The 20,679-nt window shown below is 70.3% G+C and carries 15 protein-coding genes and 2 rRNA genes (1 of these 17 only partly in view); 7 read left to right on the top strand and 10 right to left on the bottom strand.

Annotated features, from left to right (window positions below; all coding sequences use genetic code 11):
- Positions 1 to 37 precede the first annotated feature (37 nt).
- Positions 38 to 745, top strand: a complete 708-nt coding sequence (deoD, locus tag OG559_RS13225; RefSeq protein WP_396682370.1) for a purine-nucleoside phosphorylase — start codon at positions 38 to 40, stop codon at positions 743 to 745.
- Positions 746 to 876: 131 nt separating this feature from the next.
- On the opposite strand, the gene OG559_RS13220 is transcribed toward deoD, so the two are convergent.
- From OG559_RS13220 to OG559_RS13205, 4 genes are all read right to left on the bottom strand, one after another.
- On the bottom strand, positions 877 to 1,380 hold the full coding sequence (locus tag OG559_RS13220; RefSeq protein WP_405116635.1) for a nucleoside deaminase: 504 nt from the start codon (positions 1,378 to 1,380) through the stop codon (positions 877 to 879).
- 211 nt (positions 1,381 to 1,591) lie between these two features.
- Entirely contained in the window at positions 1,592 to 2,122 is a 531-nt protein-coding gene (locus OG559_RS13215) for a tRNA adenosine deaminase-associated protein (protein WP_405115564.1), read from the bottom strand.
- Between the two features lie 129 nt (positions 2,123 to 2,251).
- A complete protein-coding gene (locus OG559_RS13210; protein WP_387026420.1) occupies positions 2,252 to 2,419 on the bottom strand; it encodes a hypothetical protein in 168 nt (55 codons plus the stop codon).
- 175 nt (positions 2,420 to 2,594) lie between these two features.
- Positions 2,595 to 2,984, bottom strand: a complete 390-nt coding sequence (locus OG559_RS13205) for a hypothetical protein (RefSeq protein WP_405115562.1) — start codon at positions 2,982 to 2,984, stop codon at positions 2,595 to 2,597.
- 136 nt (positions 2,985 to 3,120) lie between these two features.
- Between OG559_RS13205 and OG559_RS13200 the strand changes: the two genes are divergently transcribed.
- The 3 genes from OG559_RS13200 to OG559_RS13190 all read left to right on the top strand — a co-directional run bounded on the left by OG559_RS13200 (position 3,121) and on the right by OG559_RS13190 (position 8,142).
- Positions 3,121 to 3,894, top strand: a complete 774-nt coding sequence (locus OG559_RS13200) for a M23 family metallopeptidase (protein WP_405115559.1) — start codon at positions 3,121 to 3,123, stop codon at positions 3,892 to 3,894.
- 209 nt (positions 3,895 to 4,103) lie between these two features.
- Positions 4,104 to 7,007: a glycosyl hydrolase gene (locus tag OG559_RS13195; protein ID WP_405115557.1), complete on the top strand. Its 2,904-nt coding sequence runs from the start codon at positions 4,104 to 4,106 to the stop codon at positions 7,005 to 7,007.
- Positions 7,008 to 7,077: 70 nt separating this feature from the next.
- A complete protein-coding gene (locus tag OG559_RS13190) occupies positions 7,078 to 8,142 on the top strand; it encodes a PHP domain-containing protein (protein ID WP_396670705.1) in 1,065 nt (354 codons plus the stop codon).
- Here OG559_RS13190 and OG559_RS13185 read toward each other — a convergent pair whose 3' ends face one another.
- A complete protein-coding gene (locus OG559_RS13185) occupies positions 8,143 to 9,210 on the bottom strand; it encodes a DMT family transporter (protein ID WP_405115554.1) in 1,068 nt (355 codons plus the stop codon).
- 116 nt (positions 9,211 to 9,326) lie between these two features.
- Between OG559_RS13185 and OG559_RS13180 the strand changes: the two genes are divergently transcribed.
- Complete coding sequence (locus OG559_RS13180) at positions 9,327 to 9,926, top strand: Uma2 family endonuclease (RefSeq protein WP_405115552.1); 600 nt, start codon at positions 9,327 to 9,329, stop codon at positions 9,924 to 9,926.
- Positions 9,927 to 9,978: 52 nt separating this feature from the next.
- Positions 9,979 to 11,649: a DUF885 domain-containing protein gene (locus OG559_RS13175; protein ID WP_405115550.1), complete on the top strand. Its 1,671-nt coding sequence runs from the start codon at positions 9,979 to 9,981 to the stop codon at positions 11,647 to 11,649.
- 106 nt (positions 11,650 to 11,755) lie between these two features.
- Here OG559_RS13175 and OG559_RS13170 read toward each other — a convergent pair whose 3' ends face one another.
- Complete coding sequence (locus OG559_RS13170; RefSeq protein WP_405115548.1) at positions 11,756 to 13,381, bottom strand: DUF6114 domain-containing protein; 1,626 nt, start codon at positions 13,379 to 13,381, stop codon at positions 11,756 to 11,758.
- Between the two features lie 78 nt (positions 13,382 to 13,459).
- Complete coding sequence (locus OG559_RS13165) at positions 13,460 to 14,002, bottom strand: DUF6230 family protein (RefSeq protein WP_405116633.1); 543 nt, start codon at positions 14,000 to 14,002, stop codon at positions 13,460 to 13,462.
- Positions 14,003 to 14,687: 685 nt separating this feature from the next.
- On the opposite strand from OG559_RS13165, the gene OG559_RS13160 reads away from it, so the two are divergent.
- On the top strand, positions 14,688 to 16,502 hold the full coding sequence (locus tag OG559_RS13160; RefSeq protein WP_405115546.1) for a VanW family protein: 1,815 nt from the start codon (positions 14,688 to 14,690) through the stop codon (positions 16,500 to 16,502).
- Between the two features lie 94 nt (positions 16,503 to 16,596).
- Here OG559_RS13160 and OG559_RS13155 read toward each other — a convergent pair whose 3' ends face one another.
- The 3 genes from OG559_RS13155 to OG559_RS13145 form a co-directional block, all read right to left on the bottom strand.
- Positions 16,597 to 17,223: an NADPH-dependent F420 reductase gene (locus OG559_RS13155; RefSeq protein ID WP_405115544.1), complete on the bottom strand. Its 627-nt coding sequence runs from the start codon at positions 17,221 to 17,223 to the stop codon at positions 16,597 to 16,599.
- Positions 17,224 to 17,475: 252 nt separating this feature from the next.
- Positions 17,476 to 17,592 (bottom strand): 5S ribosomal RNA (gene rrf, locus OG559_RS13150).
- 86 nt (positions 17,593 to 17,678) lie between these two features.
- Positions 17,679 to 20,679: ribosomal RNA gene (locus OG559_RS13145) — 23S ribosomal RNA — on the bottom strand (it continues 108 nt past the right edge of the window).

Below are 20,679 nucleotides of genomic sequence, written 5' to 3'. Positions count from 1 at the left end.
CCGGTATCACCCGGACCGGCCTGGCAGGATCCTTGCCATGAGTACGCACATCGGCGCGAAGCCGGGAGAGATCGCCGAACGGGTCCTGATGCCGGGTGACCCGCTGCGGGCCAAGTGGATCGCGGAGACCTACCTCGAGGGCGCCAGGTGCTACTCGACGGTTCGGGGCATGCTGGGCTTCACCGGCCGCTGGAACGGCGTGGAGGTCTCCGTCCAGGGCTCCGGCATGGGCATGCCGTCGGCCTCCATCTACGCCCACGAACTGGTCAACGACTACGGCGTGAAGTCCCTGATCCGGGTCGGCTCCTGCGGGGCGCTCGCCGAGGACCTCCGACTGCGGGACGTGGTGGCGGCGATCGGCTCCTCCACCGACTCGAACATGAACCGGATGCGCTTCGACGGGCTGATCGACTACGCCCCGGTCGCCGACTTCGGGCTGCTGCGTACCTCGGTCGAGGTGGCCGAGCGGCGCGGCGTCGCCATGCGGGTGGGCCCGATCCTCGCGGCGGACGCCTTCTACACCGACCGCCCCGACCTGTACGACACGCTCGCCGACTACGGCGTGCTGGCCGTGGAGATGGAGTCCGCGGCGCTCTACACGATCGCCGCCCGGTTCAAGGCCCGGGCGCTGACCATCCTCACGGTCAGCGACCACATCAAGACCGGCGAGAAGACCACCGCTGAGGAACGCGAGCAGACCTTCTCCCAGATGGTCGAGATCGGCCTGGACACCATCATCGCCTGACCACTCCCGTACCCCAGGGTCGCGCTCGATCGGAGAACGGTGGCGTCCGGTTGCCCCGGAGGACACCACATCCGGAATCGAGCGCGATCCTGCCCACGGCCCACGGGCCACCCCACCGGCGGAGCCGCGCCTCAGCGGAAGAAGGCTCGCAGGACGGCGGAGTTCTCGGCCTCCAGCACTCCCCCGTACACCTCGGGGCGGTGGTTGAGGCGGCGGTCGCGCAGCACGTCCCAGAGCGAGCCGGCGGCCCCGGTCTTGGGCTCCCACGCCCCGAAGACCACGGTCGGGATCCGGGCCAGCACGATCGCCCCGGCGCACATCGTGCACGGTTCGAGGGTCACCACCAGGGTGCAGTCGTCGAGCCGCCAGCGGCCCAGGCGCTCGGCGGCCCGGCGCAGCGCCAGCACCTCCGCGTGCGCGGTCGGATCCCCGGTCAGCTCCCGTTCGTTGCGCCCGGCGGCCAGCTCGGTCCCGTCCGGGCCGTAGACCACGGCGCCCACCGGCACGTCGTCCATTGTCGGGCCGGTGACGGGCGCTTCCGGGCCGGTCATGGGCTCCGGGCCAGCCTCGGATGGCTCCGGGCCGGCGACGGTCGGTTCCGGACCGGTGACGGCCACCTGGAGCGCCCGGCGCATCCACAGCTCGTGCCGCTGCCGGCGGCCGGGCCCGTCCAGCTCCGCCAGGCCCTCGTCCGCGCCCGGGCCGACCCGCCCGACCGCGCCCGGGGTCGGCTGGCCCGGTCGCACGGGCCCCAGCGCCGGGTCGGTCGCATCGGCCGGCTCGGCGGCACCCGTCGCTGCCGACCCGCCGCCGGCCAGCCCGGCCCCGTCGGTGGAGGGCTGCGGGTCAGACGCCACGCAACTCCTCGACCTCGTCCGCACATCCGAGGATCTGACACACCTCGGCGGTGACGTCGGCCGGCAGCATCCCCTCGTGCGCGCAGAGGGCCAGCAGCCGTTGCGCGGAGATGCCCAGGTCAGCCAGGAGGTCCGCGTCGCCGACCGGGTCGGCCTCCGGGTCGACCGCCGGCTGCTCGTTGTCGTCGTCGCCTCCGGTCGCGTTCGACCGGGGCTCCTCGGTGTCGTCGAAGTCGGTGACCGACCCCTTGAGGTCCCCGACCAGCAGGGCGCCGAGCCGGGACTCCTCGGCGTACGCGGAGTCGGAGCCGAAGACCCGCAGGTCCTCGGCCTCGTCGAGGCGCAGGACGACCAGGTAGGCATCGTCGGCCTCGACGAAGAGCAGCGACAGGTCGGCGTCCGGCTCGACGTCGCGCAGCCGGTCGGCGACCTCGTCGACGTCGGTGGCGCCGCGCAGGTTCACCTCGGCGGCCGTCCAGCCGCCCTCGTCGCGCACCACGGCGGCAGCGAAGTACGACACGGTCCCCCCAAATAGCCTCGGCACTACTCGCCGACTCGTTACGCGTGCACGGTAACCGGTCGGATCGGCAGGCGACCGGTCAACGCCCCGAAGGGCCGGTCAATCCCGTGGAAAGTGTGGCGTGCCGGCTCAGCCGTCGACGCGACGCCGGGTGGCGATCAGCTGCCGCAACTGCTCGGTGCGGGCGCGCTGCGGCCGGTCCTGCCTGCGTACCGCTCGGGCCCCCGCCAGCTCGGCGAGGATCTGTAGGCGGCGGCGGCTCCGCTCGGGGTCGGGGCGGGAGGTGGTCCAGGCCATACCGCCGAGGGTGCGCCGTCGGAGCGGGTACGTCAAGACGGGACTTCCGTGCGCAGCCGGGCCGCGACCGTCGGTGCTCGGCCGACCCGGCCGGACCCGGCGGCGGGTCCCTGCCGCCGGGCCGGTGGTGGCGCGGCGGGGTGACGTCACCGACCTCGCGCCGCCCGTCGCGGTCTCACCACAGGGGCCAGTCGCCGACGCTCGCCCAGCGCACGGCGACCACGGCGGCGGCGACGCTCCAGCCTCCGGCGGTGACGATGGCGACCCCGGTGGCCACCCCCCGGTCGCCGAACCGGACGAGCGCCAGGGCGGCCAGCCAGGCCAGCCCGCCGGCGAGGACGGTCCACCAGGCGTATCCGGGGACGTCACGGCCGAGCAGGCCGAACAGCACCAGCCAGGCGGCAGCGAGCGCGCCGCCGGAGGCGACGCCCGCCCCGGTGACGGGGTGCGGTTCGCGCCAGGTCGGCCGGGCCTGCGGCCCGGAGGGGAAGAGCCCCGAGGGGGTACGCGAACCAGGACGCCCCGGTTCCGGGTGGGTCGGGAGGGCAGGCTGCCACGTCGTCACCGTCACTCCTTCCGAGCCGGCGCTCCCGCACCGGGCGGTCGGCCAGCCTGGGCGGTCCGGCCGGCGCGCGGGACGGGTGCCGGCGGCGCGCCGGACCGTACCAGCCCAACCGTAACCGTTCTGTCAGGATGATCGGATGTCCTCGCGCTTCTCGCGCCGGCGCCGCGAGCGTGCGGCGTACCCGGTCCTGCTGCTGCTCGCGCCGGTGCTGGCCGCCGGCTGCTCGGCGCCGCCGTCCGCCGCGCCGAGCAGCGGCGGGTGGGTCGGGCCGACGGCCCCGGCCACCGCCGATCAGCCGGCCACGCCGACGGCCTCGCCGGCACCGACGGCCGCCCGGCCGTCGGCGTCGGCGTCGGCCTCGCCGACCCGGGCCGGCCTGCGGCACGTCTTCCCGGTGCGCGCAAGCAACGTCGACTACCACCCGACCCACTCCGCGTACCCGGGGACGGACATCTTCGCCGACTGCGGCGAGCCGGTGGTGGCGGTGACCGACGGGACGATTCTTGAGGTGAGCCGGGTGGACCGGTTCGACCGGCGGGGACCGCTGGGGCCGAACAACGGGGGCCTGTCGGTGTCGCTGCTGGGCGACGACGGGGTGCGCTACTACGGCTCGCACCTCAGCGCGATCACCGCGGGGGTCGACGCGGGGGTCCGGGTGCGGGCCGGCCAGCAGATCGGCAGGGTGGGACGGACGGGCAACGCGAACAACGTCTGCCACGTGCACTTCGGTATCTCGCCTGCCTGCACGGGCCGGGGCGACTGGTGGATCCGGCGCGGGGTGGTCTGGCCGGCCCGCTACCTCGACTCGTGGCGGCGGGACGGCAACCGGGAACCGGCCGCCGAGGTGGGCGCGTGGCGGCGGAAGCGCGGGTGCCCGAAGGCCCCGACGGCCGGCGGCGCAGCCGGCTGACCGGCCCGGACGGGCCGGCCGCCGGGAGCGGAGCCGCCCCTCGGCCAATCGCGACATCACGGCTTAACCGGTCGGACACATTGACGCATGTCTCGGCAAGCGGTTAACGTCCTTTCATGAGAGAGCGCTCTCACAGGTAACGAACCTCCCGATTACCACCAAACGCCGCCGCCGGCCGGTCCGGCGTCCCCCGCGCGATGGAGGCACCCGTGACACCTCCCGCACCACACCGCCACCGCCTCTGGGCCCTCGCCTCGACCACCGTCCTCGCCCTCGTCGCCGGCGGCCTCGCCGTCGCCGCCAACACCGCCCCCGCCGAGGCCGCCCCGGTCGGCGCGGGCAGCTACACCACCACCCCGGTCGGCCCGTTGCCCTCCGGGTGCGGCCAGCTCTCCACCAACCCCCGGCAGTTCGTCACCGCCGACGCGCCCGCCGGTGCCGTGCCCACCAACGACTGGTGGTCGTCGCTGCTGTTCAAGCGCACCGACTGCGCCTACAGCGAGCCGCTGCACGCCCACCCGCTCTCCTACGACACGTTCACCGACGGGCTGGGTTTCTCCGCCAACTCGACCCCGGCGATCAGCGGCACCGCCACCGGCGTCGGCGAGTTCCACTACCCGTACGTGCAGGACATCCGCGTCGGGGTGGCCGGACTGGCCGCGCCGACCGTGAAGGTGGCCAACTGGACCGACTGGACCGTCACTCCGTACTGGAGCGACGGGGCCCGGACCATGCGCGCCACCATCGGCCACGGGCTGCCGCTCGCGTACTTCCAGACCACCGGCGGCGACGCGGTGGTCAGCGCCAACAGCACCCCGACCGTCTGGTCGAACAGCGGCGCCACCATCGGCTTCACCGTCGCCGGCCACGACTACGTCGGATACGCCCCGACCGGGGCGAGCTGGACGGTCAGCGGCGGCCGGATCTCGTCCACGCTGGCCGGCAAGGGCTACTTCTCCCTCGCCCTGCTGCCCACCACCGCGAGCAGCACCGCGCAGGAGCGCGCCGACCTGGCCGCCTCCTACGGCCGGTACGCGCACGCCCACGTCACCGGCACCCGGGTCTCGTACGCCTACGACCAGGCGAGCAGCCGGATGACCACCACGTACGCGTTCACCACCACGGCCCGGGAGGGCACCGCCACCCAGACCGTGGTGAGCCTCTACCCGCACCAGTGGAAGGCGCTGACCGGGTCCACCCCGATCGCCCAGAGCTACCCGTCGGCGCGGGGCCGGATGAAGGTGCTCACCGGCGTCAGCCAGTTCCGCACCGCGATGACCTTCCAGGGGGTGCTGCCCGAGCTGCCCGCCGTCGGCGACGGCTCCGGCGCCGACCTGACCACGCTGCGCGACCAGCTCGCCGCCGTCCGGGGCAACCCGATGGACCAGCGCGGCGGGGACACGTACTGGACCGGCAAGGGCCTCGGCCGGGCCGCCCGGATCGCCGAGGTTGCCGACCTGGTCGACGACACCGCCACCCGGGACAGCGCGCTGAACGCCATCCGGGCCACCCTCACCGACTGGTTCACCGCCTCGCCCGGCAAGGCCGCGAAGGTCTTCTACTACGACCAGAACTGGGGCACCCTCATCGGCTACCCTGCGTCGTACGGGTCCGACCAGGAGCTCAACGACCACCACTTCCACTACGGCTACTTCATCGCCGCGGCGGCGACCCTGGCCAAGTTCGACCCGCAGTGGGCCACCGGCGGCCGCTACGGCGGCATGGTGGACCTGCTCATCCGGGACGCCGACAACTACGACCGCAACGACACCCGCTTCCCGTACCTGCGGGACTTCGACATCTACGCCGGCCACGACTGGGCCTCCGGGCACGGCTCGTTCGGCGCCGGCAACAACCAGGAGTCCTCGTCGGAGGGGATGAACTTCGCCAACGCCCTGATCCAGTGGGGCCAGGCCACCGGCAACACCGCCGTCCGCGACGCCGGCATCTTCCTCTACACCACCCAGTCGGCGGCGATCCAGGAGTACTGGTTCGACCACGCCAACGAGAACTTCCCGGCCGCCTTCGGGCACTCCACGGTCGGCATGGTGTGGGGCGACGGCGGGGCGTACTCGACCTGGTTCAGCGCCGAGCCGGAGATGATCCAGGGCATCAACCTGCTGCCGGTCACCGGCGGCCACCTCTACCTCGGCTACGACCCGGCGTACGTGCGGACCAACTGGGCGGAACTGGTCCGCAACAACGGCGGGCAGCCGACGGTGTGGCAGGACATCCTCTGGCAGTTCCAGGCGCTCGGGGACGGCAACGCGGCGCTGTCGAGCCTGCGGGCGAACCCCGGCTACACACCGGAGGAGGGCGAGAGCCGGGCGCACACCTTCCACTGGATCCGCAACCTCGCCGCGCTCGGCACCGTCGACACCACGGTCAGCGCGAACCACCCGCTGAGCGCCGTCTTCACCCGCAACGGGGCACGGACGTACGTGGCGTCGAACATCACCGCGGCGCCGATCACCGTCCGGTTCTCCGACGGGACCACGCTCGCGGTGGCGGCCGGGAAGACGGCCACCACCGGGGCGTACACCTGGAGCGGCGGCAACGCGACCGGCGGCGGCCCGGGGCCGTCGCCGACCCCGACCCCCACCAGCCCGTCGCCGACCCCGACCCCCACCAGCACCCCGCCGCCGTCCGGCTCGTCGACGCGGTACCTGCTCACCGGCGGCGGCCTCGGGGCGGCCGGCGGCGCGGCCACCACGACGGTGGCGGCGGCGAACGGCAACCACGACGGCACCCCGACCAACGCCCGGGTGTTCACCGCGACCGGCCTCAACCTCGGGTACGCCGGCGGGCAGACGTCGTTCGACCTGTTCCTCGACGCCGGCGCCGCGGTCGGCAACGGGGTTCAGATGCGGGTCTCCTACGACCTGACCGGCAACGGGAGTTGGGACCGGGTGGAGACGTACCGCTACTTCGCCACCGACCCGGTCACCGGATACGAGCACTACACCCAGGCCGCCGGGCTGGCCTCCAGCAGCGGGACGCTCGGCACCCTGACCGGCGGCACGGTCAGGGTGGAGGTCTGGTCGGCGATCGGCAACAACCCCACCACCCTCGGGCTCGGCAACCAGTCGGTCGTGAAACTGCCGTACTCCTGATCCGACGCACCACCACCCCCGCGCCGCCGGTCGTCCCCGACCGGCGGCGCGGGCGCGTAGGTTGCAGGGCATGACCGCCCGGGACCCCGTCGCCGACCTCCGCCGCATCGCCTTCCTGCTGGAACGGGCCAACGAGGCGACGTACCGGGTCCGGGCGTTCCGGTCGGCGGCGAAGGTCCTGGCCGCGCTGCCGGCACAGGAGGCCGCCGAGCGGGCCCGCGCCGGGACGCTCACCGACCTGGCCGGGGTCGGCGACGTCACCGCGCGCTGCGTCGCCGAGTCGCTGGCCGGCGAGGAGCCGGTCTACCTGCGCCGACTGGTCGCCACGGAGGGCACCGACCTGGACGCCGCGGCCACCGCGCTGCGCACGGCGCTGCGCGGCGACTGCCACACCCACTCCGACTGGTCCGACGGTGGCTCGCCGATCGAGGAGATGGCGCTCGCGGCGGTCGAGCTGGGCCACGAGTACGTCGTGCTGACCGACCATTCCCCCCGTCTGAAGGTGGCGCGGGGGCTGACCGCGGACCGGCTGCGCAAGCAACTCGACCACGTGGCGGCGGTCAACGCGGCGCTGCCCGAGGGGTTCCGCATCCTCACCGGGATCGAGGTGGACATCCTCGCCGACGGCTCACTGGACCAGGACGAGGAGCTGCTGGCCCGCCTCGACGTGGTGGTCGGCTCGGTGCACAGCGGGCTGAGCGACGAGCGGGGCAGGATGACCCGGCGGATGCTGGCCGCGATCGCCGACCCGCACCTGGACATCCTCGGCCACTGCACCGGCCGGATGGTCGCCTCCCGTCCCGCCGGGGTGAAGGGGCCGGGCGACCGGGCGCACCGGCCGCGTACCCGGGCCGAGAGCGACTTCGACGCGGACGCCGTCTTCGCCGCCTGCGCCGAGCACGACGTCGCCGTCGAGATCAACTCCCGCCCCGAGCGGCAGGACCCGCCGAAGCGGCTGATCCGCCGGGCCCTGGAGGCCGGCTGCCGGTTCGCGATCAACACCGACGCCCACGCCCCGGGGCAGCTCGACTGGCAGCGGTTCGGCTGCGAGCGGGCGGCGCTGTGCGGCGTCCCCGCCGACCGGGTGGTCAACACCTGGCCGGCGGACCGCCTGGTGGAGTGGGCCCGGGGCTGATCAGCCGACGGCGGGCCCGGTGGCCGGCACACCCCGGCCGCCCCCGTCGGCGGCCGGGGTGGCCCGCCCGTCGACCCCGGGGGCGGCCGTCTCCCCGACCGCCGCCGGGCCGGGAGGAGTCCCGGTCGGGCCGGGAGCCCCCGCCGGCCGCCTGCGCCGGCCGAGCAGGCCCTGCGTCACCGCTACCCCGGCCAGCACGACCAGCGCGCCGACCGGCTGGTGCCAGTTCAGCCGCTCGTCGAGCGCCAGCGCCCCGATCAGCACCGCGAAGATCGGAATCAGGTAGGTCACCGTCGAGGCGGTGCTCGCCCCGGCGACCCGGATGTTGCGCAGGTTGATCACGAAGGCGAGCCCGGTGCCGAGCGCGCCCAGCGCGAGCACGCTGGCGAGCACCTCGGCCGAGAGGCCGGTGGGCATCGGCGGCGCCCCCGCCACCAGCGGCCCCACCACGGCGAGTTGGGCGGTCGCCAGCAGAAGCTGGGCCGCCGACAGCGACACCCCGGAGTGGGAACTGCCCGCGATGAACCGCTTCTGGTACGGGATGGCGACGCCGTAACAGGCCGCCGCGCCGAGGCACATGAGCTGGCCGGTGAAGTGCGCCCCGCCGACGCCCTCCCAGACGCCCAGCACCACGAGCACCCCGGCGAAGCCCAGCCCCAGCCCGACCGCGCTGCGCTGGGTCAACCGCTCGGTGCGGAACACCAGCACCGCCAGCGGCAGCACGACCAGCGGCGTGGTGGCGTTCCAGATCCCGGCGAGCATCGACTCGACCCGCTGCTCGCCGTACCCGAAGAGGGTGAACGGGGCGGCCACGCCGAGGGCCGCGGCGACGAAGAGGTGGGCCCACACCCGGGGCTCCCGGGGCAGCCGGTCGCGCAGCAGCGGGAGCACGACGAGCAGGGTCAGCGCCCCGGCGGCGACCCGGTAGAGGGTGAGGTGCAGCGGATGCAGCTCCCGGATGCCGACCTTGATGAACAGGAAGCTGGAGCCCCAGATCGCGGCGAGCGCGAGGAAGCCCGGCAGCCAACTGCGCAGCGCCGACCTGTCAGGAGTGATGTCCACTGTCACCCCTGACACTCTGCCGGAGCCGTACGACGAAGTCCCGCGCTTTTCGGCCGTCGTGTCCCGCGCCACAGAAACCACCTAGAGTGGTGGTGCGTTGACCAGCCGAGGAGGTGCCCCCGATGGCGATGCCGATGCGTTTCGACCCGCTCGTCGACCTCGACGGGATCTGGACGACCCAGCTCGCGGAGCGTTACCTCCCGCTGCCGGAGCTGCCCGATGCGCGGTACGAGTGCATCGACGGAAGGTTGGTCATGACGCCCGCTGAGGTCGGCACGAACAGTTACGGCGAGGGGAAGCTGATCCGCATCCTCGGGCCCACCGCCGAGGCCGCCGGCTGCTACGTCTACGGCCAGGTGAACCTGACCTTCGCGCCGCAGCGCTGGATCCAGCCGGACGTCACGGTGCTGCACGACCTGCCGAAGACCGACGAGGAGGACCGGTGGATCCCGGTCCATCTGTGCACGATGGCCGTCGAGTTCGTCTCGCCGGGCAGCCGCCGGCAGGACTTCGTCGACAAGCCGCGCCGGTGCGCGGAGGGTCGGGTGCCGCACTTCATGCGGGTCGAGATCTCCCGCCGGCTGCGGCACGCGGCGGTCGAGCTGTTCACCCTCGGCAAGTTCGGTGGCTACGACACCGTCGCGCGGGCGGTCAGCGGGGAGCGGCTCCAGGCCGACGCGCCGTTCCCGATCGACTTCGACCCGGCCGAGCTGCTGCCCTGAACACGCCAAACAGGTCGACAGGGCGGCGGCGTGGTCGCGTAGGGTCGCAGCCGTGGGACGAATCGATGACCTCGCTGACCGGTACGTCGCAGACTGGGCTCCGCTGAGCCCGACCGGCGCGACCTATGTCGGCATCGCCGGATACGACGATCAACTGGACGACCTGTCGCCGGACGGCTATGCGGCCCGGGCCGACCTGACCCGGCGCACCCTCGCCGATCTCGACGTCACCGAACCCGGGTCGGAGTCGGAGCGGACGGCCAAGGAGGCCATGCAGGAGCGCCTCGGCCTGGACCTCGCCCGGTACGACACCGGCGAGACGACCAGCGAGGTCAACGTCATCGCCAGCGGCCTGCACGAACTCCGCATGGTGTTCGACCTGATGCCGACCGGGAGCGCCGACGCGCAGGCCGACATCGCCGCCCGGCTCAACCGGTTCGCCGGCGCCCTGGAGGGCTACAAGACGACGCTGCGTGAGGCGGCCTCGTCCGGGAAGGTCAGCTCGAAGACCCAGCTCGTCGAGGTCGCGAAGCAGTGCGACGTCTGGACGGATCCGGACGGCGACAACTTCTTCCACGGCCTGGTCGAGCGGCTCGGCGCGGACGGCACGCTCGGCGCCGAGCTGCGCCGGGGCGCGGCGGCGGCCACCGCGGCCACCGCCGGGTTCGGCCAGTTCCTCCGCGACGAGCTGGCCCCGTTCGGGCGGGACAAGCAGGCCGCCGGCCGGGAGCGGTACGAGCTGGCCTCGCAGTACTTCCTCGGCGCGAAGGTCGACCTCGACGAGACGTACGCCTGGGGGTTCGCCGAGCTGGCCCGGCTGGAGTCCGAGATGCGGACGGTGTCCGGCCGGATCGTCGGGCCGGGCGCGACCGTCGACGAGGCGGTGGCCGCGCTGGACGCCGACCCGGCCCGCACGATCCAGGGCAAGGAGGCGTTCCGGGACTGGATGCAGGCCCTTGCCGACAAGGCGGTCAGCGAGCTGCACGGCACCCACTTCGACATCCCGGAGCAGGTCCGCCGCATCGAGTGCTGCCTCGCCCCGACCAGCGACGGAGCGATCTACTACACCGGCCCGAGCGAGGACTTCTCCCGCCCCGGGCGGATGTGGTGGGCGGTGCCGCAGGGAATCACCGACTTCTCCACCTGGCGCGAGGTGACCACGGTCTACCACGAGGGCGTCCCGGGCCACCATCTCCAGATCGGGCAGACCGCCGTGCGGGCCGGCCTGCTCAACCGCTGGCAGCGGCTGCTCTGCTGGGTCTCCGGGCACGGCGAGGGCTGGGCGCTCTACTCGGAGCGGCTGATGGACGAGCTGGGTTACCTGGATGACCCCGGCGACAAGCTCGGCATGCTCGACGGGCAGGCGTTCCGGGCCGCCCGGGTGATCGTCGACATCGGCATGCACCTGGAGCTGGAGATTCCGAAGGACAACCCGTTCGGCTTCCACCCCGGGGAGCGGTGGACCCCGGCACTGGGCTGGGAATTCATGCGGGCGCACTGCCGGGTGCCGGACGAGAACCTGCGCTTCGAGCTGAACCGCTACCTCGGCTGGCCGGGGCAGGCCCCCTCGTACAAGGTGGGCGAGCGGATCTGGCTCCAGGCCCGCGAGGACGCGAAGGCCCGCAAGGGGGCCGACTTCGACCTCAGGGAGTTCCACCGGCAGGCGCTGGACCTCGGGGCGCTGGGGCTCGACCCGCTACGCCGGGCGTTGGCCCGGATCTGAGGCGACGACGGCGGCCGGGGGCCAGGGGCGGACCCTTGGCTCTCCCGGCCGCCGCGCGATGTCCGGGCCGACGTGGCCGCTGGTCCCCGTCGGGCGGGTGGCCGGGTCAGGCCAGGCTGAGCTTGAGTTCCGGCTTCGCGGTCAGGACGTCGCTGTCGACGTACGCCAGGTCGATGACCGGGTCGGTGAAGGTGATCGGAATCGGCGAGGTGATCGGGATCCCGTCCGGGAACGGCAGGTCCGGGGCGAGGGTGATCTTGATGTCGAGCAGTCGCCCGACGAACCGGGTGGCGTAGAAGGCCACGTCGCCCTGGACGGTCAGCCGGTCGGTGGCGTACCGCATGGTCTTCCCGTCAGGGCCGCCGGCCTGGAGCAGGAAGTCGGCTGTGACGGCCTTGTCCATGCTGAACTTGAGCGTCCTGAGCTTGCCCGCGCCGGTGTCCAGCTCGACGATCCCCTCGAACCGCAGCCCGGTCATGGTGACCTCTGAGCCGGTGAGCTTCGACGGCTCCGCCGCGACCCGGGGCTGGCCGGGCTCGGCCGCGATCCGGGGCAGCGGCTTGCCGGGCTTCACCCCGCCCGGATCGGTGGGCTTCGGGGTGGCGCACCCGGGGCCGTCGGGAATGGGCTTGCCGGTGCCGGCCGGGGCGTCCGGGGTGGGCTTGGCCGACGTGGTACGCCTGCGGGTCGGGGTGGCGGTCGCCGCAGGGGTGACCCGCGCCGTCGCCCCGGGGCCCTCCGTCGCCCCGGCGGCCCCGGTCCCGGTCCCGCCGGCCGCCGGCGCGTCGCCGCCGCCGGTGAGCAGGTCGCCGATGCCATCGATGGTGTCGGTGATCAGGTTGCCGCCCGGTGTCTTCCCCGGGCTGAGACTCGGGCTCGGGGTGGGGGTGGGGCTCTCGCCGGCCGGGTCGGACACCGACGGACTCACGGCGGTCGGGCTCGCGCTCGTCCGTGACGGGGTGGGGCAGAGCGTGGCCGGCGCGGCCTGCACGGGGCTGTGGTCGCGCAGCGCGAGCGCCCCGACGGCCGAGACGCTGAGCAGCACCAGGGTGATCGCGAACAGCTTCGAGTCCTGGTACGGGCCGCCCTGCTGCCGGCCGACCGGCCCGACCGACGGCAGCAGCTGGGTGCTGTCGTGGTCCCGGTCGGCGGGCGACGGCTCGCGTAGCGCGTTTCGGGGCCGGGGCGGGGTGTCGGTGAGCAGTCCGGTGACGTCCTCGCCCGGCTCCGACCGGGGCATCAGCTCGTCGACGAGCGCCGGTTCGTCGTCGCGCTCACCGTCGTCCGGCCCGGCGGCCGGCTCCGGCTCGGCCGGTGCGGTGGCGGTGGCGATGGCCGGCCTGCGGTACGGCACCCAGGCGAAGCCGAGGGCGCTGCCGACCATGCCGAACAGCAGGCCGACGAAGAAGCCGCCGAGGTTGACCCCGATGAGCGAGAAGACGGCGGTGACCGCGCCGACGATCGCGTAGAACATCCGCTGCTGCGGGGTGAACCACATCAGCATCCCGCAGGCCACCAGGATGACCGGGATCAGCCAGGACAGGAAGCCGGTCGGCCCCGTCTGGAAGGTGAGGTCGCTGAGGCTCATCTGGGTGGTGAGGAAGATCTCCACCCCGGCCAGCGCGGTGAACAGCCCGCCCCAGAAGGGCCGGCTCCGTCGCCAGCGGCGGAAGCCGCGCCACGCCTGACTGAGCCTGTCCGACCGAGTGTGCTGCGGGTTGACGGTCGTCACTACTCCTCCTGGCGGTGTTCGCTGGTCACGGGGCAGGACCGAGGCCCGTGGAGGGCACCCTCCACGGTCGGGGGCGGCTCAGAAGCACTCCTTGGCGTCCTTGCCCATGTTGACCTTCAGCTTCAGCCCGTTGAGGGTGAAGATCGCGGCGCTGGTGGAGCGGGTCACCTGCTCGACCCCGATGATCGTGACGTGGTCGGCGCTCTGCCCGAAGGACTTGGGGGTGGCCCCGGAATTCAGGTCGGTGGCGTCCCGGCCGATCTTGATGTTCTCGAAGGTGGCGTCGCCACCGAGGGAGTCCATGTCGATCAGCAGGCCCTTGGCGGTCGCCGGCTTACCCCCGCCTCCGGCGTTGATGGTGAGCACGATCGGCATGTCCGGCACCTTCACCGACTGGCAGAGGTCGTAGAGTTCGGCGCTGGTGATCTCGGAGACGGCCACCGGGTGTGCGGTGCCGTCCTTCTCCCTGACGAACCCGCCGTACTGCTTGAAGCCGTCGCCCTCCAGCTTCGAGGCCCCGACCTTGAAGGTCTGGCCGGAGACGGCGAACGAGGCCGCGATCGCGCCGTTGGCCATGCCGAAGACGATGGCGCCGGCGAGGGCGGTCGCGGGCACCATCATCGCGGCGAAGCGCCGCCAACGGGTGCCGCCCTGCGACAGACGGTCTTCCGATTCCTTCACGGGTCCTCCTGGGACGGAGCCCACCGAGCGTGGTGGCCGCTCGGGAGGGGAAGCTGCGGGTGGTGGTGCCGGGGTCCGCCGTGCCCGGCGGACGGCGCGGGCTGCGGATTGGATGCTCCCGCGAAGGGAGCCGGCTCACAAGCCCCTTGCTACTGACCGGTAACCATCTCGCGACACAGAGATCGACATCGATCACCATGAGTCAACGCCCGCCGGAGAATCCACCCGGGCAAATCGGGCAGAGCGCAGCAGGGTGCGCCCCATGCTTCACGTGGGGTAGTCGCGATACCCAGCGGTAACTTTTTGGTAACGAGAGGCTGAAAAGTCGCTGCGAGTGATTCACTGGCTCCGCCAGCCGCGCCGAGAGACCCACTCCGGGTCCCCGCGCAGCGCGGCCGCCCGGTCGAGACATCCGCCTGCTCGTCCGTCTCCGCCCACCCTGCAACGGCCGCCGGGCCCGGAACGAACCGGCACCGGGGCGGCGACGCACACCCGGTGCGGCGGGCGTCGACACGCTGCGCGGACGAGGCCGGGGCGCAGACTGCCGCTCCGCCCGGCCGTTGGTTACCGTAGGTGTCTTCCGGGTGGGGGCCACCCCACGTGGTACGTACCGATCGAGGTTGCTGTGACTCTGTACGGCGAAACACGACCGCCCGCCGATGACCGGCCGACCGTCAAGGTGACCGCGGTGAGCTGGCCGGACGACGAGCCGGAGCCCAGCGCGGCGACCGTCCCCGGCGGCGGTGGGCCGGGCCCCCGTTCCCGGCGACTGCGGATCCTGCTTGCCGCCGGCGTCACCACGGTGGTCCTGGGCGCCGTGGCCGGTGCCGGCGCGTACGCCTACGCCGGCGACGTCCCGCGCGGCACCAGCGTCCTCGGCACCGAACTCGGCGGACGCAGCCGCACCGACGCGATCCGGGACCTGCGCACGGAGCTGGACCGGGCCAGCTCTCTCACCGCCCCGCTGCGGATGACCGTCGGGGAACGGACCGTCGAGGTCAAGCCCGCCGACGTGGGGCTCACGGTGGACGTCGAGGCCACCGTCGACGCGGCAGCCAAAGCACGGGCCCACCCGGTGAGCCGCCTCGTCGGCTCCCGCACCGTCGCGCCGGTGGTGACCGTCGACGCCGCCCGGCTCGACGCCGCCCTGCGCAAGGCCGCCGGCGACCAGACCCGCGAGTGGACCGTGCCGGCGATCATCTTCACCGGTACGACCCCGAAGCCGGTCCGCCCGAAACCCGGCCTCGCGCTCGACCCGCAGCGCTCGGCCCAGGCGGTCCGGGACGGCTGGCTCACCGGCCAGCCGGTGACCGTGCCGCTGGTGGAGACCCGGCCGACGACGACCGACGAGGAGGTCAGCCGGCTCGTCGCCGAGCTGGCCCGCCCCGCCGTCGCCGCCCCGGTGACGCTCCGCACGCCCAAGGGCGCGGTCACCATCCCGCCCACCGCCATCGCCCGGGGCCTGCGCTTCGCCGCCGACGACAGCGGGAAGCTCACCCCCCGCATCGACGTGAAGCGGCTACGCTCCGCCCTCGGCGGCAAGCTGGACGCCATCGAGGTGGAACCCCGCGACGCCCGGATGACCGTCACCGGCGGCAAGCCGACGCCGATCGACGGCCGGCCCGGCAAGCAGCTCGACGCGACCGCACTCAGCCGCGACCTGCTCGCCGTGCTGCCCCGCACCGACGACCGCACCGTCACCGGCCAGCTCACGGAGACCCAGCCGAAGGTGACCACGGCGAAGCTGGCCGGCCTCGGCATCAAGGAGCGGGTGTCCCGCTTCACCACACACTTCACCGGTGGCCTCTCCTCGCCCCGCAGCCAGAACATCGTCCAGGTCGCCAAGGAGGTCGACGGCACCGTCGTGCTGCCCGGCGAGACGTTCTCGCTCAACGGCCACACCGGCGAGCGTGGCTACGACCAGGGGTACCAGGACGCGCCGGTGATCCTCGACGGCAAGCTCGTCCCCGGCGTGGGGGGCGGCGTCTCCCAGTTCACCACCACCCTGTTCAACGCGACCTACTACGCCGGGCTGGAGGACGTCGAGCACAAGCCGCACTCGTACTGGTTCAGCCGGTACCCGGCGGTCATCGAGTCGACTATCTTCTGGCCGAACCTCGACTTCAAGTTCCGCAACAACACCCCGTACGGCGTCCTCATCGACACCTCGCACACCGCCGGCTCGGTGACTGTGTCGATCTGGAGCACGAAGATCTACGACAGCGTCAAGACCGAGTACGGCCCCCGCCAGGGCATCACCAGCCCGAAGACGATCCAGCTGGAAGCCGGCCCGTCGTGCATCTCCAGCAACGGCATCGACGGCTTCACCCAGGACGCCTTCCGGATCATCAAGAAGGCCGGCAAGGTGGTCAAGCGGGAGAAGTTCACCTGGCGGTACCTGGCCGAGCCCCGCTACGTCTGCGGCCGGGCCGGCGAATAGCGTCCGTCGGGCCCCAGCACACGAATGCCCCGCCGGCAACGCCGGCGGGGCATTCTTCTTCATCGGGTACGCGGAACGTCGCCCCGGCGGTCGCTCAGGGCCGCGCTGCGGCCAGCCCCTGTCGTACGCCGGCCGCGTCGAGGTTCGTGCCGTAGACGGGGGTGTCCGGCTGCTGCCGCCAGCTCTCGTCGAGGGTGCCGGCGTCGACCGGGTCGAAGCCGAGGGCGTCGACCAGCTCCATCACGATCTGCTTGGCCTCGGCGTCGTCGCCGGCCACCGGCAGGGCGATCCGATCGGCCGAGCCGGCAGGGTGGCCGTTCTCCAGCAGGTGCTGGGCCTGGATGTTGTTGAACGCCTTCACCACCCGGGCGCCCTTGAGGTGCTCGGCGGTCCACCGGCTGGAGCTGAGGCTGCGGTCCAGCAGCTCGGCGATGTCCCCGTCCCGCTGCGAGTAGTAGTTGTCGGCGTCGACGACGACCTTGCCCTCGAAGAGTTCCGCGGGCAGCGCCGGCACCGCCAGCAGCGGAATCGCGATCACCACCAGGTCGGCATGGTCGACGGCCTGCTCCACGGTCCCTGCGGTCGCCCCTGTCTCCTGGGCAAGCTCGGTGAGGGACGCCGGCCCGCGTGAGTTGGCCACCGTCACGTCGTGACCCAGGGCGCGCAGTCGACGGGTGAGGGTGCCACCGATGTGCCCCGACCCGATAATTCCGATCTTCATGACCACTCCTGCCTCCGCCTGTCGGCGGTCAGATCCGGTCGAACTGTGGGCAGGTACCCCGACCCGCGCGTCCCAAGAGTGCTGGAGGCATACGCCACGTACGGTTTTCCGGCCACGATCGCGGGGAACGCCGCGTCGGCGCGTCCCTCAGCGACGCTACCGAGCCCGGTGGCACCGACGGGAGGCGTTCACGGAAATGGTCACGGAAACGCGTCAGGGCCACCCCCGAAGGGGTGGCCCTGACCGAAAGATGTCCGGCGGTGTCCTACTCTCCCACACCCTCACGAGTGCAGTACCATCGGCGCTGGAGGGCTTAGCTTCCGGGTTCGGAATGTAACCGGGCGTTTCCCCTCCGCCATGACCGCCGTAACTCTATCGACATATCAAACAACACCAAACAAATCTGGTCTGTTGTTCATTTGTCGAGAGTTGCACAGTGGACGCGTAGCAGCTTAGTAGTCAAGTCCTCGGCCTATTAGTACCGGTCAACTCAACCCGTTACCGAGCTTACATTTCCGGCCTATCAACCCAGTAGTCTAGCTGGGGGCCTTACCCCACCAAAGGTGGGTGGGATACCTCATCTTGAAGCAGGCTTCCCGCTTAGATGCTTTCAGCGGTTATCCCTTCCGAACGTAGCTAACCAGCCGTGCCCTTGGCAGGACAACTGGCACACCAGAGGTTCGTCCGTCCCGGTCCTCTCGTACTAGGGACAGCCCTTCTCAAGTATCCTACGCGCACGGCGGATAGGGACCGAACTGTCTCACGACGTTCTAAACCCAGCTCGCGTACCGCTTTAATGGGCGAACAGCCCAACCCTTGGGACCTGCTACAGCCCCAGGATGCGACGAGCCGACATCGAGGTGCCAAACCATCCCGTCGATATGGACTCTTGGGGAAGATCAGCCTGTTATCCCCGGGGTACCTTTTATCCGTTGAGCGACACCGCTTCCACTCGCAAGTGCCGGATCACTAGTCCCGACTTTCGTCCCTGCTCGACCTGTCAGTCTCACAGTCAAGCTCCCTTGTGTACTTGCACTCAACACCTGATTGCCAACCAGGCTGAGGGAACCTTTGGGCGCCTCCGTTACCTTTTAGGAGGCAACCGCCCCAGTTAAACTACCCACCAGACACTGTCCCTGAACCGGATAACGGCCCGAAGTTAGAAACCCAAATCAACCAGAGTGGTATTTCAAGATTGCCTCCACCCATACTGGCGTATGGACTTCACCGGCTCCCACCTATCCTACACAAGCTAATTCGGATACCAATGTCAAGCTATAGTAAAGGTCCCGGGGTCTTTCCGTCCTGCCGCGCGTAACGAGCATCTTTACTCGTAATGCAATTTCGCCGGGCCTGTGGTTGAGACAGTGGGGAAGTCGTTACGCCATTCGTGCAGGTCGGAACTTACCCGACAAGGAATTTCGCTACCTTAGGATGGTTATAGTTACCACCGCCGTTTACTGGCGCTTAAGTTCTCCGCCTCGCCCCGAAGAGCTAACAGGTCCCCTTAACGTTCCAGCACCGGGCAGGCGTCAGTCCATATACATCGAATTACTTCTTCGCATGGACCTGTGTTTTTAGTAAACAGTCGCTTCCCCCTGCTCTCTGCGGCCATACAACGCTCCACCCGCAAGGGGCTTCACGTCTCCGGCCCCCCTTCTCCCTAAGTTACGGGGGCAATTTGCCGAGTTCCTTAACCACAGTTCGCCCGATCGCCTCGGTATTCTCTACCTGACCACCTGTGTCGGTTTGGGGTACGGGCCGCTAAGAACTCGCTAGAGGCTTTTCTCGGCAGCATAGGATCACTGACTTCACCTGAATCGGCTCGGCATCACGTCTCAGCCCATATGCACCGCGGATTTGCCTACGGTACGGCCTACACGCTTACCCCGGCACAACCACCGGCCGGGCTCAGCTACCTTCCTGCGTCACCCCATCGCTTGACTACTACCCGCCAGGTTCCCACACTCACCCAGTTAAGTCCGAAGACCGCCCCAAGATCACACGGTTAGCACAACGAAGTTCATCATGGGCGTTCTTTCGCGGGTACGGGAATATCAACCCGTTGTCCATCGACTACGCCTCTCGGCCTCGCCTTAGGTCCCGACTCACCCAGGGCGGATTAGCCTGGCCCTGGAACCCTTGGTCATCCGGCGGAAGGGTTTCTCACCCTTCTTTCGCTACTCATGCCTGCATTCTCACTCGTGCCGCGTCCACAACTGGGTCACCCCGCTGCTTCACCCCCGGCACGACGCTCCCCTACCCATCCACACACCTGCACAAGGAATCAAGTCCAAGCGAGGTTAAAATATGAATGCCACAGCTTCGGCGGTGTGCTTGAGCCCCGCTACATTGTCGGCGCGGAACCACTTGACCAGTGAGCTATTACGCACTCTTTAAAGGGTGGCTGCTTCTAAGCCAACCTCCTGGTTGTCTATGCGACCCCACATCCTTTTCCACTTAGCACACGCTTAGGGGCCTTAGCTGGTGATCTGGGCTGTTTCCCTCTCGACTACGAAGCTTATCCCCCGCAGTCTCACTGCCGCGCTCTCACTTACCGGCATTCGGAGTTTGGCTGATTTCGGTAAGCTTGTGGGCCCCCTAGATCATCCAGTGCTCTACCTCCGGCAAGAAACACGCGACGCTGCACCTAAATGCATTTCGGGGAGAACCAGCTATCACGGAGTTTGATTGGCCTTTCACCCCTAACCACAGGTCATCCCCCAACTTTTCAACGTTGGTGGGTTCGGCCCTCCACGCGGTCTTACCCGCGCTTCAGCCTGCCCATGGCTAGATCACTCCGCTTCGGGTCTAGGACACGCGACTGAATCGCCCTATTCAGACTCGCTTTCGCTACGGCTCCCCCACACGGGTTAACCTCGCCACATGCCACTAACTCGCAGGCTCATTCTTCAAAAGGCACGCCGTCACCCCGCAAGGCTCCGACGGATTGTAGGCGAACGGTTTCAGGTACTATTTCACTCCCCTCCCGGGGTACTTTTCACCATTCCCTCACGGTACTTGTCCGCTATCGGTCACCAGGAAGTATTTAGGCTTACCAGGTGGTCCTGGCAGATTCACGGCAGATTACAGGGGTCCGCCGCTACTCGGGAACACCCACAGAAGACCAGCCACTTTCACCTACCGGACTCTCACCGCCTACGGTCAGCCATTCCAGACTGTTCGGCTAGCAACTGGTTTTATAACTTCTCGAACAAGTGTCAGCTCATTCAGCAAGGTCCCACAACCCCAACCACGCAACCCCTGACAGGTATCACACGCAGCCGGTTTAGCCTAGATCCGCTTTCGCTCGCCACTACTCACGGAATCACTCTTGTTTTCTCTTCCTACGGGTACTGAGATGTTTCACTTCCCCGCGTTCCCTCCACACACCCTATGTATTCAGGTGCGGGTGACATCACATGACTGATGCCAGGTTTCCCCATTCGGACACCC

The sequence above is a fragment of the Micromonospora sp. NBC_01405 genome (assembly GCF_045040155.1).
Lineage (GTDB): Bacteria > Actinomycetota > Actinomycetes > Mycobacteriales > Micromonosporaceae > Micromonospora.
This window is presented reverse-complemented; position numbering and strand designations above follow the sequence as displayed.